This window comes from Glutamicibacter endophyticus (genome assembly GCF_048457885.1).
GTDB lineage: Bacteria > Actinomycetota > Actinomycetes > Actinomycetales > Micrococcaceae > Glutamicibacter > Glutamicibacter endophyticus.
Window position 1 is genome coordinate 2,466,516 of the sequence record NZ_CP174200.1, and the last position, 12,737, is coordinate 2,479,252.

Genomic DNA, 12,737 nt, shown 5'->3' on the forward strand with positions numbered 1-12,737 from the left:
CCTATTCACCACCCTCACGACGCACGATGCGTGCCTTCATCGGCAGCTTGTGGATTGCAAGGCGCAGGGCCTCGCGTGCTACCTCTTCACTGACACCGGAGAGCTCGAACATGACGCGCCCCGGCTTGACGTTAGCGACCCACCATTCCGGCGAACCCTTACCGGAACCCATACGGGTTTCGGCAGGCTTCTTGGTCAACGGACGGTCAGGGTAGATGTTGATCCACACCTTACCGCCACGCTTGATGTGACGGGTCATGGCGATACGAGCGGCTTCGATCTGACGGTTGGTCACGTAGGCCGGAGTCAGCGCCTGAATACCGTATTCACCGAATGCAACGGTGGTTCCGCCCTTGGCAGCGCCCGAACGCTTCGGGTGGTGCTGCTTACGGAACTTCACTCGACGTGGGATAAGCATTTAAGCCTCTCCTCCTTCCGCGGCAGGAGCTGCCACAGCGGCACCCTTGTTGCGGTCGTTACGACGACGGCGCTCGCCACCGCGCGGACGGTCGCCACCACGGCCACCGCGTGCCGGAGCGGCAGCGGCCTGCTGAGCAGCCAGTTCCTTAGCGGTTACGTCGCCCTTGTAGATCCAAACCTTCACGCCGATGCGGCCGAAGGTGGTCTTGGCTTCGAACTTGCCGAAGTCGATGTTCGCACGCAGGGTGTGCAGCGGCACGCGACCCTCGCGGTAGAACTCCTTACGCGACATTTCAGCGCCACCCAGACGGCCGGAGCACTGAACACGGATGCCCTTGGCACCAGCGCGCATGGCCGACTGCATAGCCTTCTTCATTGCGCGGCGGAATGCCACACGCGAAGCGAGCTGCTCGGCGATGCCCTGGGCGACCAGCATGGCCTCCATGTCAGGGTTCTTGACCTCGAGGATGTTCAGCTGAACCTGCTTAGCGGTCAGCTTCTCCAGCTCACCGCGGATGCGGTCAGCTTCGGCGCCACGGCGACCGATAACGATACCCGGGCGGGCGGTGTGGATGTCCACACGCACGCGGTCACGGGTGCGCTCGATCTCGACGCGGGCGATACCGGCGCGATCCATACCAGTGGACAGCAGCTCGCGGATCTTTACGTCTTCCTTCACGTAATCCTTGTAGCGCTGACCCGGCTTGTTGCCATCGGCGAACCAGTGCGAAACGTGGTCAGTGGTGATGCCGAGACGGAATCCGTTCGGGTTTACCTTCTGTCCCATTTACTTCTCCCCACCCTTCTCCGGGGTTGAAACAACCACGGTGATGTGGCTGGTGCGCTTCTTGATCTGGTAGGCACGACCCTGAGCGCGCGGCTGGAACCGCTTCATGGTCGGACCCTCGTCAACAAACGCCTCGCTGATGTACAGCTCGTCCTCATTGAATGCTTCACCTGCGCGGTCCGCGGCGGCACGGGCGTTAGCCACTGCCGATGCGACAACCTTGTACACTGGCTCCGAAGCTGCCTGAGGGGCAAACTTCAGTACTGCCAATGCCTCGTTCGTCTGCAAGCCACGAACAAGGTTGACGACGCGCCGGGCCTTCATAGGCGTTACGCGGATGTGACGCGCAATAGCCTTGGCTTCCATTGCTTTCCTTCTCTCGTCTATCGAAGAAGTGCAAGCTCCTCTAGGTCCCTCGCGGGGCCTAGCGGCGCTTACCCTTCTTGTCGTCCTTCACGTGGCTACGGAACGTGCGGGTCGGAGCAAACTCACCGAGCTTGTGTCCAACCATCGCTTCGGTGACAAACACCGGGATGTGCTTACGTCCGTCGTGCACGGCGATGGTGTGTCCCAGCATGTCCGGGACAATCATCGAACGGCGGGACCACGTCTTGATGACGTTCTTGGTGCCCTTTTCGTTCTCAGCCTGCACCTTCAGGTACAGGTGCTGATCGACGAAGGGGCCTTTCTTCAGGCTGCGTGGCATGTTTCCAGGCTCCTATCGCTTGTTCTTGCCGGTACGACGGCGACGCACAATAAGCTTGTCGCTTTCCTTGTTCGGACGGCGAGTACGTCCTTCACGCTTACCGTTAGGGTTGACCGGGTGGCGACCACCGGAGGTCTTACCTTCACCACCACCGTGTGGGTGATCGATCGGGTTCATGGCCACACCACGCACGGTCGGGCGAACGCCCTTCCAGCGCATACGGCCGGCCTTACCCCAGTTGATGTTGATCTGCTCGGCGTTACCCACCTCGCCGACGGTTGCGCGGCAGCGCACGTCAACGTTGCGGATTTCACCCGAAGGCAGACGCAGCTGGGCGAAGCGACCTTCACGGGCCACCAGCTGGATCGATGCGCCAGCGGAGCGGGCCATCTTGGCGCCGCCGCCCGGACGCAGCTCAACAGCGTGGATCACGGTACCGACCGGGATGTTGCGCAGCGGCAAGTTGTTGCCTGGCTTGATATCCGCGTTCGGACCGGCCTCGACGGTGTCGCCCTGGCTCAGCTTGTTCGGTGCGATGATGTAACGCTTGGTGCCGTCCACGTAGTGGAGCAGCGCGATACGGGCGGTACGGTTCGGGTCGTACTCGATGTGAGCGACCTTTGCCGGCACGCCGTCCTTGTCGTGACGACGGAAGTCGATCAGACGGTAGGCGCGCTTGTGTCCGCCACCCTTGTGACGGGTGGTGATCTTACCGGAGTTGTTACGGCCGCCGGACTTGGTCAGCGGGCGAACCAGCGACTTTTCCGGGGTCGACCGGGTAACTTCTGCGAAGTCGGCTACCGACGAGCCACGCAGGCCCGGGGTAGTCGGCTTGTACTTACGAATTCCCATTTATTCTAATTCCTCGTTAAAGTGGTCTCCGCTTAGGAAAGCGGACCGCCGAAGATGTCAATCGAGCCTTCCTTCAGGGTGATGATGGCGCGCTTGGTGTTCTTGCGCTGCCCCCACCCGAAGCGGGTGCGCTTGCGCTTACCGGCTCGGTTGATGGTGTTTACGGAGTCAACCTTGACGTTGAAAATGCTTTCAACGGCGTACTTGATTTCCGTCTTGTTGGAACCCGGTGCGACCTCGAAGGTGTACTTACCTTCGTCGATCAGACCGTAGCTCTTTTCCGAAACGACGGGTGCGATGACCACGTCGTGCGGTGCCTTAGAGAAGACGCTCACTTGGCTTCCTCCTTCTGAACCAGGGCATCGAAGGCGGCCTTGGTGAAGACCACGTCGTCCGAAACCAGAACATCGTAGGTGTTCAGCTGGTCAACGTAGAGAACGTGCACGTCTGCGAGGTTGCGCACGGAGAGTGCTGCCACATCGTTGGCGCGGTCGATAACGACCAGCAGGTTCTTACGCTCGGTCAGCGAACGCAGGGTAGCAAGCGCGCCCTTGGTCGACGGAGTCTCGCCGTCCACCACGTTCTCGATGACGTGGACGCGACCGAAGCGGGCGCGATCCGACAGGGCGCCACGCAGAGCGGCGGCCTTCATCTTCTTCGGGGTGCGCTGCGAGTAGTCGCGCGGGGTCGGACCGTGGACAATGCCACCGCCGGTCATGTGCGGAGCACGGATCGAACCCTGACGGGCGCGGCCGGTACCCTTCTGCTTGAACGGCTTACGACCTGCACCGGAAACCTCGGCGCGAGTCTTGGTCTTGTGAGTGCCCTGACGTGCGGCGGCCAGCTGTGCGACAACTACCTGGTGCAGCAGCGGAACGTTGGTCTGTACGTCGAAGATCTCTGCGGGCAGTTCGACGTTAAGTGCCTTAGTCATTAGCTTATGCTCCCTTCACAGCGGTGCGTACGAGCACGACGCGACCGCGAGCGCCTGGAACGGCACCCTTGATCAGCAGGAGGTTCTTCTCAGCGTCAATGGCGTGAACGGTCAGGTTCTGCGTGGTAACACGCTCTGCACCCATGCGACCGGCCATGCGCTGACCACGGAAAACGCGACCTGGGGTGGTTGCGCCGCCGATGGAACCTGGCTTGCGGTGGTTCTTGTGAGCACCGTGAGAAGCGGAGACGCCCTTGAAGTTGTGGCGCTTCATAACACCAGCGAAGCCCTTACCCTTCGAGGTACCCACGACGTCGACCTTCTGGCCGGCGGTGAACAGCTCGACGGACAGCTCCTGGCCGGCGGTGTACTCTGCGGCATCATCGGTGCGCAGTTCGACCAGGTGACGACGTGGGGTCACGCCGGCAGCTTCAAAGTGACCAGCCAGCGGCTTGGTGACCTTGCGTGGGTCGATCTGGCCGTAGCCGATCTGAACTGCGGTGTAGCCATCGCGCTCTTCATTGATGAGCTTGGTGACAACGTTGCTGTCAGCCTGCACGACGGTGACCGGGATCAGGTTGTTGTTTTCGTCCCAAACCTGGGTCATGCCGAGCTTCGTGCCCAGCAGGCCCTGAACTTTACGGGTTGCGGTCATAGTTTTCTCAGCACCTCCCCTAGAGCTTGATTTCGATGTTGACGTCCGCTGGCAAGTCGAGACGCATCAGCGAGTCAACGGCCTTCGGGGTCGGATCGACGATGTCGATCAGACGCTTGTGCGTGCGCATTTCGAAGTGCTCACGGCTGTCCTTGTACTTGTGGGGCGAACGGATAACGCAGTACACGTTCTTTTCCGTCGGCAGCGGCACTGGGCCGACTACGGTTGCGCCTGCGCGCGTGACCGTCTCAACGATCTTCCGGGCAGAAACGTCAATGACCTCGTGGTCATACGACTTCAGCCGGATGCGGATTTTCTGTCCCGCCATGGCGTCATGCCTCTTTCTGATAGCACTCTCTACAGTTACTGTGCCCTACGGGTTCCCTCAAGGAACCGGCACGCCTTACGCTGCGACTGAATCCGGATAAATCCGGGTTCCTCACCCGCAGGTGGCTCCGACCCACGCGGTCGGGCGTGTCGCGAATATTTCAGTCGCAACAAACCCTGGCAATTCTCATGCCCTCGTTGGTCTGTTCATCCAAGCAGTTGTATCGGTCCCGAACCCCAGGCATTATCCTGAGTGAGAGCCGATCCCGGTCGTCGGAATCGTATCGATTACCCCGTCACGGGGATCGAGTTGCAAACAAGCAACTTATCCAGTCTGACAGGTCGGCCCCGAACGCGCAAATCATTGGGCGCATCCGGGGCCAGTGATCTTCGCCTCAGCCTTGCTCGTTCTCCGGTGGATGCGGTGGCCGAGGCGGCTGCGGCGCAGCGGAATTCGGTGGCGGGGCCTGCGGCGGCTGGGTCGGCTGGATGCCTCGTCCCGGAGGACGCCACGGTTGACGTGGCGCATGAGGCGCCGGCGGGGCCATGGGCGTCGCACCCTGATTAGGTGGCATCGGCGCCATGGGCTGCGGTGGCATCGATTGCGCCGGCGGCGTGCTCCCCTGCTCCGGGCGTCCGCGCCCTTCGGTGCGTTGCAGGCTGCGGATCGCCAACACGATCAGGCCCGCACCGATCACCACAAGCCACAGCACCGCCAGGTAACGCAGGAACCACATCACCGACAGCGTGATACCTACCGCGGAGAACCAGAGGTAGAGCTTGTCGGAGAGTACGAGCCCGAGAGCCAGGCCCACGGCGTAGAGGGTGAGCACCAAGACCTGTACGACGACCGCCCCGTCGATCAACGCGCTGAGTAGGGCCATGCTGTTGAGGATCAGGGTGGCGATCCCCCACCGCTTCGCGAGCACCGCCCGGCGCCCGATCAGGTGACGCAGCACGATCAAGGCTGCGAGCATGGCGAAGTAGAACAGTGCCGCGCTCGGGGTGGGCGTGCGCACCAATCGGTCGTACCCCGAAAGCGCCAACGCGCCCAAATAGATCAGATAGAAATCGGTTGCGCCCCGGGCAAAGCGTGCCGGTACCTCATACAGTCGGACAAGGAGCCCGGCTCCCGCCATGAGCACGATTCCGAGCAGCACCGCCCAGAGTTCCGCTTGGCGCAGGTGTGCGTCGAGGCCAGCGACAAAGAGCGCCAGAAGCATCCCGGCCGCATAGAAGCGTCCGGCGGCGCCGACCGCCTCGGCGCTACTGGTCGGGCGACCGAAGCGGTAGCGTCCCGGCTCCTCGCCGTAGCGGCCATGAAGCAACGCGGCCACAAACAGGAGCAGCGCGGCGATAATCATGGTCCAGAAGGAATCCCAGGTGAAGCCGATACCGCTACTCGGTCCGCGGCGGAAGGCCAGAATCGCCGAGTACAGTGCGCTGGGCACCAGCATGGTCGCCAGCAGGGCGCCAAGCGGTAGACGGCGGGTGTGCACCAGCAAGGCTAGGTAGCAAGCCAAGGTCCCCAAAGCCGCCGCGACCCATCCGTAGCCTTCCGTCCACAGCACGCTGATGCTCAGCGGCACCACGAGCCCGGTGACGATCGCCGGGACAAACTCGAAGCGATTCCTCGTCAACCATTCGACGAGGATCGCGGCCCACGCCAAGGCGACCAAGAGCGCGCAGGCCAGCGCCGGGCCGTACCAGCTGGTGCGGAGCCAGCCAAGAGAAGTCGAGAAGTTCATGGCCGGGGCCGCTAGGAGTAGCACCATGCCGAGCGGGATTGCCACATGATGCAAGGCAACGCGTGGCATTCCGGAAAACGCCTTGGCGCAGACCAGCGCATGCGCCACGAGATATAGCGCCAGCAGCATGGTGGTGCCACGGTCGGCGGTCAGCGCACCGGATAGGTAGATGCCAAGAGTCAGCAGGAGTAGCACCGGCAAGAGCGCGGCGATCAGACCATGCTCGACCCGCAACGCGGTACGTTGCCGCCAATGCACGATCAACCGTGCGGTCTGCGGCACCATCACCGTACTCGCCACGATGGCCAACTGCCCGTGGATATCGATCTCGAGTTGGTAGACGGTCCACCAAGATGCCAGCGAAAGCTGGACCTGCCCCAACACGACAAGCAGCACGCGTAGCCAGCCCAGTTCTTGCCGGCGCTCCACCACCGCGTAGTACACCAGATTGGCGGCGGCGATGACCGGGGCGAGCCACCAGTAATCATCGAGGAAGGATCCGAAGAAGATCAGCACACCGGTGGCCAGCGCTGCCAGGTGCGATAACGAACCGGGGCGCGTCCGCGCCTGCACGGCAGCCAGCCGGATCACCACGCCGAGCCCGGCCAGCGCCAGGAACACCAGACACCATCCGGCGCCGAGCGCCAGAAAGCCGAGCCGGTCCGAGCCTTCGTCGGCCAATGCACGGAGTACCGCGAGGACCAAAACCAACCCCAAGAGACTGGCGAGATTGCGTGCCACATGGTGCGCTTCGGACTGTGCGTCATGAGTCAATAGTCGACCGGCGTAGCTCAACCAGATCAGGGTACCGAGGAAGCCGAGGCCCAGCCCTAGGCTGACACCTAGCGCCGTGGTTTCGGTGCCCTCGCCGACGCTGAGCCACTGCGCCAGATAACCCAGCAGCGCCAGCATGTTCAACACCAGTAGCCAGCACAGGTGTCCCAGCCATTCGCCCCTGACCGGCAGGGCGTGTCGGCCCGCAAAGCCGAGAACGAGCAGAGCCACCAGTAGGGCGGGCAATGGAAGCCATGGATAGTACTGAGAGCCCGCGTTGGAGCAGAGCGCAAGCAGCGGCACCGCGATCATTTCCACCAGCGCACGCTGACGTAGCGCCGGAAGGGTCATCACGAGCAGCGCCGGGATCACCAGCAGATAGAACCACGGTGATTGGGCGGCGGTGGTGTCACCAAGCAACACCAAACCCACGCAGATCAGTGTCAGCGCCCAGCTGGCAGCTCGCTCGGCTCGATACCTGCCGAAGCTGACGCCAAATCGCGAGCGGTAGCCCGGTGCGAACGCCGCGACCGCGGCTGCCTGCCCGGCGATGAGCAATGCGGCCACGCTCATGATCCAGGAGAACTCGGCGCCTAGGTAGTCCATTCCGAAGAGCGCAGCGGCGGTCAGCGCCAGCCGTGCGCCGATGAGTTTCAGCCATTGATGCGTGGTTTCCAGCGCCAACCGAAGCGCGGTGTGTGCACCGATGAGCGCGAAGATCCAAAAGAGACGGCCACTGCCTAAACTCCCGAACAGCAGGAAGGCCAGTAGTGCGGTGATCAACGGCAGCACGCGTCCGGTCTGCCGGATCGGCTCGGCGAATATGGTCTGAGCAATCCGCGGCTGACGCAGGAGCAAGAACAGGAAGATCCCGGAGAGCACCAGCAGCGCGAGCAGATAGCTCATGATGGATTGCTGCAGCACCGAGGCCGAGGCCATGGCCGTGGAGATGAGGATCGCCACCGCCAACCAGGCCAGGATCTTGGAATTGAGCCGCACGGTCGCGTAGCCGAAGGCCAACGTGGAGACCAAAGAATAGGCGAACCAGGTCAGGGAGCCATCGGCGCCCAGTGAAGAATAGGTGGCCCAGGCACACAGCGGGAGCAGGGCCAGCCCCGTCCCGGCGAAGGCGGCGGCAGCCGGGCGCAATGCGCGTTTCCGCGCGTGGGTGATCAGCCCCGCCAGATAGAAGCCGACGGCAATGAGACCCAGCAGAACAACCTTGGCCAGTGGCGGCAGCGCGAAGGTGAGGAACCCGGCGCCGGCGGCGACGATGAGCAATGCGGCCACGTAGAGCGTGATGTTGATATTACGCAGTTCGCGTTCACGGGGGCTGAGCACTCGGGCCGGACGCTTCGGTGCGTCGGCCGGGGGCGCTGGCGGCAGGTTGCCGGTGCCAACCGGTGTGCCCTGCGTTGTCGCAGGTCGCCAGGGCTGCGCTACCGGGGCGGGCGGTGCTACCGGAGTAGGTGGCTGTGGCGGGCGTGCCGTCGTGTCAAAGATTCGGTCGCGCTCCGGCCTTTGAGCCGGAGGCGGCTCGGGCCACGGTGCTGGGCTGGGCGGCGTGGAATTGGCAACGGAAGCGGCGTCGTGCTCCTGAGCGGAATCGCGTTGCTGCTCGCGATAGTTGACCGCTGCATCGTAGCCTTCCTGCCAGAGCTTGGCCCGCTGATCACGTAGGACGCGTTCACGGCCGAGGCGGCCAAGCCAAAAGCCCAGTGCGAGGGCCGGGATGAGGAGCACGAGCGCACCTAGCAGTGTCAGAAGCATCTATCTCTCCCCAATTCGCTATCCGTCGGCGGCACCGATCCGTTCAATTAGACCACTACCTCGACTTAACTGCCAGTTCAGGCGGACTTTTGGGCAATAAAAATCGCCCCCGTTCATCCACTGGGGATGAGCGGGGGCGACTTTGGAACTAGGTGCGACCTAGATCAGTTCAAGCAGAAACTACTTGATGATCTTGGTAACGCGACCCGAACCCACGGTGCGGCCACCCTCACGGATAGCGAAGCCGAGGCCCTCTTCCATTGCGATCGGCTGGATCAGCTCGACGGTCATCTCGGTGTTGTCACCCGGCATGACCATTTCGGTGCCTTCCGGCAGGGTGATAACGCCGGTGACGTCGGTGGTGCGGAAGTAGAACTGCGGACGGTAGTTCGAGTAGAACGGGTTGTGACGTCCGCCTTCGTCCTTCGACAGGATGTAGACGTTGGCCTCGAAGTCGGTGTGCGGGGTGATCGAACCCGGTGCAACAACAACCTGGCCACGCTCGACATCGTCGCGCTTCAGACCGCGAAGCAGCAGACCACAGTTCTCGCCTGCCCATGCTTCGTCGAGCTGCTTGTGGAACATCTCGATACCGGTAACGGTGGTCTTCTGGATCGGGCGGATGCCAACGATCTCGACCTCGGAGTTGATGGCGAGGGTACCACGCTCGGCGCGGCCGGTCACCACGGTACCGCGACCGGTGATGGTGAAGACGTCCTCGATCGGCATCAGGAACGGCTTGTCGCGATCGCGAACCGGATCCGGGATGTACTCGTCAACGGCTTCCATCAGGTCCTCAACGGCCTTGACCCACTGCGGATCGCCTTCCAGAGCCTTCAGGCCCGAAACGCGGATAACCGGAGCGTTGTCACCGTCGAACTCCTGCGAGGACAGAAGTTCGCGAACTTCCATCTCCACCAGCTCGAGCAGCTCTTCGTCCTCGACCATGTCGGACTTGTTCAGTGCGACCATCAGGGTCGGCACGCCAACCTGGCGAGCCAGCAGCACGTGCTCGCGGGTCTGAGCCATCGGGCCGTCGGTGGCGGCAACCACGAGGATTGCACCGTCCATCTGAGCAGCACCGGTGATCATGTTCTTGACGTAGTCAGCGTGACCCGGGGCATCGACGTGAGCGTAGTGACGCTTCTCGGTCTGGTACTCGATGTGCGCGATGTTGATGGTAATACCGCGCTGGCGCTCTTCCGGAGCCGAGTCGATGTTTGCGAAGTCGCGCTGCTCGTTGATATCCGGGTACTTGTCAGCAAGCACCTTGGAAATGGCAGCGGTCAACGTGGTCTTACCGTGGTCAACGTGACCGATGGTGCCGATGTTGACGTGCGGCTTAGTCCGCTCGAACTTTGCCTTTGCCACAGGTTCCTCCTAGAAACGTTTACAGAAGACTTCCTTCGTCTGCGCGGTTCGCAAACGAAACTGGAACAAGTCTACTGGGGGCATGGATAAATATGGAAATTTCGGTCCTCTGCGGGAGTCGCATGTGATGAGAATCCCTCGTTGGCCGTTTGCGAGGCCGACCTCAATGGCTTTGGGCCGGCCTCGCGATCGGCCACTTCCCCACTAGCGTGGGGTCACGGCCAAGTTTGTTGCCGAGGCGATTACTCGCCGCGGGCCTTCTGCACGATCTCGTCGGCGACGGCCTTCGGAACCTCAGCGTAGCTGGAGAAGGTCATCGAGTACACCGCGCGACCCTGGGTGCGCGAACGCAGGTCACCGATGTAGCCGAACATTTCGGACAGCGGCACGTTGGCCTTGACGACCTTCACGCCGGCGGCGTCGGACATTTCCTGAATCGCACCACGGCGCGAGTTCAGGTCACCAATCACGTCGCCCATGTACTCTTCCGGAGTACGAACCTCAACGGCCATCAGCGGTTCGAGCAGAACCGGGTTGGCGCGGCGTGCGCCTTCCTTGAAGACCTGCGAGCCGGCGATCTTGAACGCCATTTCGGAGGAGTCAACGTCGTGGTAGGCACCGTCGATGAGGGTAGCCTTGACGCCCACCATCGGGTAGCCGGCGAGGATACCGAACTGCATGGCGTCCTGGATACCGGCGTCCACCGATGGGATGTATTCGCGAGGCACGCGACCACCGGTCACGGCGTTCTTGAATTCGTAGGTAACACCGTCGACAACCTCGAGAGGTTCGAAGGAAACCTGCACCTTTGCGAACTGACCGGAACCACCGGTCTGCTTCTTGTGGGTGTAGTCGACCTTCTCGACGGCCTTCTTGATGGTTTCGCGGTACGCAACCTGCGGCTTACCAACGTTTGCTTCCACGCGGAATTCGCGCTTCATGCGGTCCACCAGAATGTCCAGGTGCAGCTCGCCCATACCGCCGATTTCGGTCTGGCCGGTCTCTTCGTTCAGCGACACGGTGAAGGTCGGGTCCTCCGCCGAAAGCTTCTGAATAGCGGTGGAGAGCTTCTCCTGGTCGCCCTTGGTCTTCGGTTCGATGGCCACGAAGATCACCGGATCCGGGAAGGTCATCGACTCGAGAACGATCGGGTTGGCCGGATCGCAGAGGGTGTCACCGGTGGTGGTGTCCTTCAGACCGATCACGGCGTAGATGTGACCGGCAACGATCTCTTCCACCGGGTTCTCCTTGTTGGAGTGCATCTGGAAGAGCTTTCCGACGCGCTCCTTCTTACCCTTGGTGGAGTTCAGCAGCTGTGCACCGGCTTCGACGCGACCGGAGTACACGCGAATGAAGTTCAGCTGGCCGAAGAATGGGTGAGCGGCGATCTTGAAGGCCAGCGCCGAGAACGGTGCTTCCTTGCTCGGCTCGCGGGTCAGCTCGACCTCTTCGTCCTTCGGGTCGTGACCGATCATGGCGCCCACGTCCAGCGGGGTCGGCAGGTAGTCGATCACGGCGTCGAGCATTGGCTGCACGCCGCGGTTCTTGAAGGCCGAACCACAGAAGACCGGGTAGGCTTCCGAGTTCACGGTCAGCTTACGGATGCCGGCCTTGATCTCGTCGATGGTCAGCTCTTCGCCTTCGAGGTACTTCTCCATGAGTTCCTCGGAAGCCTCGGCCACATCTTCGATGAGCTTGGCGCGGTATTCCTCGGCACGCTCCTGAAGCTCGGCCGGGATTTCCTTGGTCTCGTAGGCAGCACCCAGGGACACGTCGCCCTTGGCGTCGCCTTCCCAAACCAGAGCCTTCATGCTCAGCAGGTCGATGACACCGACGAAGTCGCTCTCGGAGCCGATCGGCAGCTGCATAACCAGCGGCTTGGCACCCAGGCGGTTGATGATGGTGTCTACGGTGAAGTAGAAGTCAGCGCCCAGCTTGTCCATCTTGTTGACGAAGCAGATGCGCGGAACGTTGTACTTGTCAGCCTGACGCCACACGGTCTCAGACTGAGGCTCGACGCCTTCCTTACCGTCGAAGACGGCAACGGCGCCATCGAGCACGCGCAGCGAACGCTCCACCTCAACGGTGAAGTCAACGTGGCCCGGGGTGTCGATGATGTTGATCTGGTTCTTGTTCCAGAAGCAGGTAACGGCCGCGGAGGTAATGGTAATACCGCGTTCCTTTTCCTGTTCCATCCAGTCGGTGGTCGACGCACCATCGTGGGTCTCACCGAGCTTGTGGTTCACACCCGTGTAGAACAGGATGCGCTCAGTAGTAGTGGTCTTACCGGCATCGATGTGAGCCATGATGCCAATGTTGCGGACCTTATTCAGGTCGGTCAGCACGTCCTGTGCCACGTTGTCTCCCTTTGAGGTGAGGCTTGAGTCGATCGG

Annotated in this window: 12 protein-coding genes; all 12 read right to left on the reverse strand. The window is 62.0% G+C overall.

The genetic code is table 11. From position 1 onward, the window contains the following. Position 1: 1 nt before the first annotated feature. Positions 2 to 418 carry a 50S ribosomal protein L16 gene (rplP, locus tag ACJD00_RS11475; RefSeq protein ID WP_309406220.1) on the reverse strand — a complete coding sequence of 139 codons (417 nt, stop codon included), beginning with the start codon at positions 416 to 418 and terminating at the stop codon, positions 2 to 4. Then, positions 419 to 1,207 (reverse strand): 30S ribosomal protein S3, encoded by a 789-nt coding sequence (gene rpsC / locus ACJD00_RS11480; RefSeq protein WP_309406219.1) that lies wholly within the window; start codon positions 1,205 to 1,207, stop codon positions 419 to 421. It lies immediately after the preceding gene. Continuing rightward, positions 1,208 to 1,573 (reverse strand): 50S ribosomal protein L22, encoded by a 366-nt coding sequence (gene rplV / locus ACJD00_RS11485; protein WP_309406218.1) that lies wholly within the window; start codon positions 1,571 to 1,573, stop codon positions 1,208 to 1,210. A gap of 58 nt (positions 1,574 to 1,631) precedes the next feature. Further along, complete coding sequence (rpsS, locus tag ACJD00_RS11490; protein WP_309406217.1) at positions 1,632 to 1,913, reverse strand: 30S ribosomal protein S19; 282 nt, start codon at positions 1,911 to 1,913, stop codon at positions 1,632 to 1,634. 12 nt (positions 1,914 to 1,925) lie between these two features. Continuing rightward, positions 1,926 to 2,765 (reverse strand): 50S ribosomal protein L2, encoded by an 840-nt coding sequence (gene rplB / locus ACJD00_RS11495; RefSeq protein WP_309406215.1) that lies wholly within the window; start codon positions 2,763 to 2,765, stop codon positions 1,926 to 1,928. 32 nt (positions 2,766 to 2,797) lie between these two features. Then, positions 2,798 to 3,100, reverse strand: a complete 303-nt coding sequence (gene rplW, locus ACJD00_RS11500) for a 50S ribosomal protein L23 (RefSeq protein WP_309406213.1) — start codon at positions 3,098 to 3,100, stop codon at positions 2,798 to 2,800. Then, positions 3,097 to 3,699, reverse strand: a complete 603-nt coding sequence (gene rplD / locus ACJD00_RS11505; RefSeq protein WP_309406211.1) for a 50S ribosomal protein L4 — start codon at positions 3,697 to 3,699, stop codon at positions 3,097 to 3,099. The genes rplW and rplD overlap by 4 nt, the downstream gene beginning before the upstream one ends. Before the next feature lie 4 nt (positions 3,700 to 3,703). After that, positions 3,704 to 4,354, reverse strand: coding sequence for a 50S ribosomal protein L3 (rplC, locus tag ACJD00_RS11510; protein WP_309406209.1), 651 nt, complete (start codon positions 4,352 to 4,354; stop codon positions 3,704 to 3,706). Positions 4,355 to 4,373: 19 nt separating this feature from the next. Then, a complete protein-coding gene (rpsJ, locus tag ACJD00_RS11515) occupies positions 4,374 to 4,682 on the reverse strand; it encodes a 30S ribosomal protein S10 (protein ID WP_013349689.1) in 309 nt (102 codons plus the stop codon). 394 nt (positions 4,683 to 5,076) lie between these two features. After that, the gene (locus ACJD00_RS11520; protein WP_418907101.1) at positions 5,077 to 8,973 is read right to left on the reverse strand and encodes a hypothetical protein; all 3,897 of its coding nucleotides are present in this window, start codon (positions 8,971 to 8,973) and stop codon (positions 5,077 to 5,079) included. 180 nt (positions 8,974 to 9,153) lie between these two features. Next, the gene (gene tuf / locus ACJD00_RS11525; protein WP_309406197.1) at positions 9,154 to 10,344 is read right to left on the reverse strand and encodes an elongation factor Tu; all 1,191 of its coding nucleotides are present in this window, start codon (positions 10,342 to 10,344) and stop codon (positions 9,154 to 9,156) included. 242 nt (positions 10,345 to 10,586) lie between these two features. Continuing rightward, positions 10,587 to 12,701: an elongation factor G gene (fusA, locus tag ACJD00_RS11530; RefSeq protein ID WP_418907102.1), complete on the reverse strand. Its 2,115-nt coding sequence runs from the start codon at positions 12,699 to 12,701 to the stop codon at positions 10,587 to 10,589. Between the last annotated feature and the right edge of the window lie 36 nt (positions 12,702 to 12,737).

Excerpts from the sequence above, each read along its gene's own strand:
- rplD (WP_309406211.1), bottom strand. The coding sequence starts at position 3,699 with ATGACTAAGGCACTTAACGTCGAACTGCCCGCAGAGATCTTCGACGTA.
- rpsJ (WP_013349689.1), bottom strand. The coding sequence starts at position 4,682 with ATGGCGGGACAGAAAATCCGCATCCGGCTGAAGTCGTATGACCACGAG.
- ACJD00_RS11520 (WP_418907101.1), bottom strand. The coding sequence starts at position 8,973 with ATGCTTCTGACACTGCTAGGTGCGCTCGTGCTCCTCATCCCGGCCCTC.
- rpsS (WP_309406217.1), bottom strand. The coding sequence starts at position 1,913 with ATGCCACGCAGCCTGAAGAAAGGCCCCTTCGTCGATCAGCACCTGTAC.
- rplV (WP_309406218.1), bottom strand. The coding sequence starts at position 1,573 with ATGGAAGCCAAGGCTATTGCGCGTCACATCCGCGTAACGCCTATGAAG.
- rplP (WP_309406220.1), bottom strand. The coding sequence starts at position 418 with ATGCTTATCCCACGTCGAGTGAAGTTCCGTAAGCAGCACCACCCGAAG.
- rplB (WP_309406215.1), bottom strand. The coding sequence starts at position 2,765 with ATGGGAATTCGTAAGTACAAGCCGACTACCCCGGGCCTGCGTGGCTCG.
- rpsC (WP_309406219.1), bottom strand. The coding sequence starts at position 1,207 with ATGGGACAGAAGGTAAACCCGAACGGATTCCGTCTCGGCATCACCACT.
- rplC (WP_309406209.1), bottom strand. The coding sequence starts at position 4,354 with ATGACCGCAACCCGTAAAGTTCAGGGCCTGCTGGGCACGAAGCTCGGC.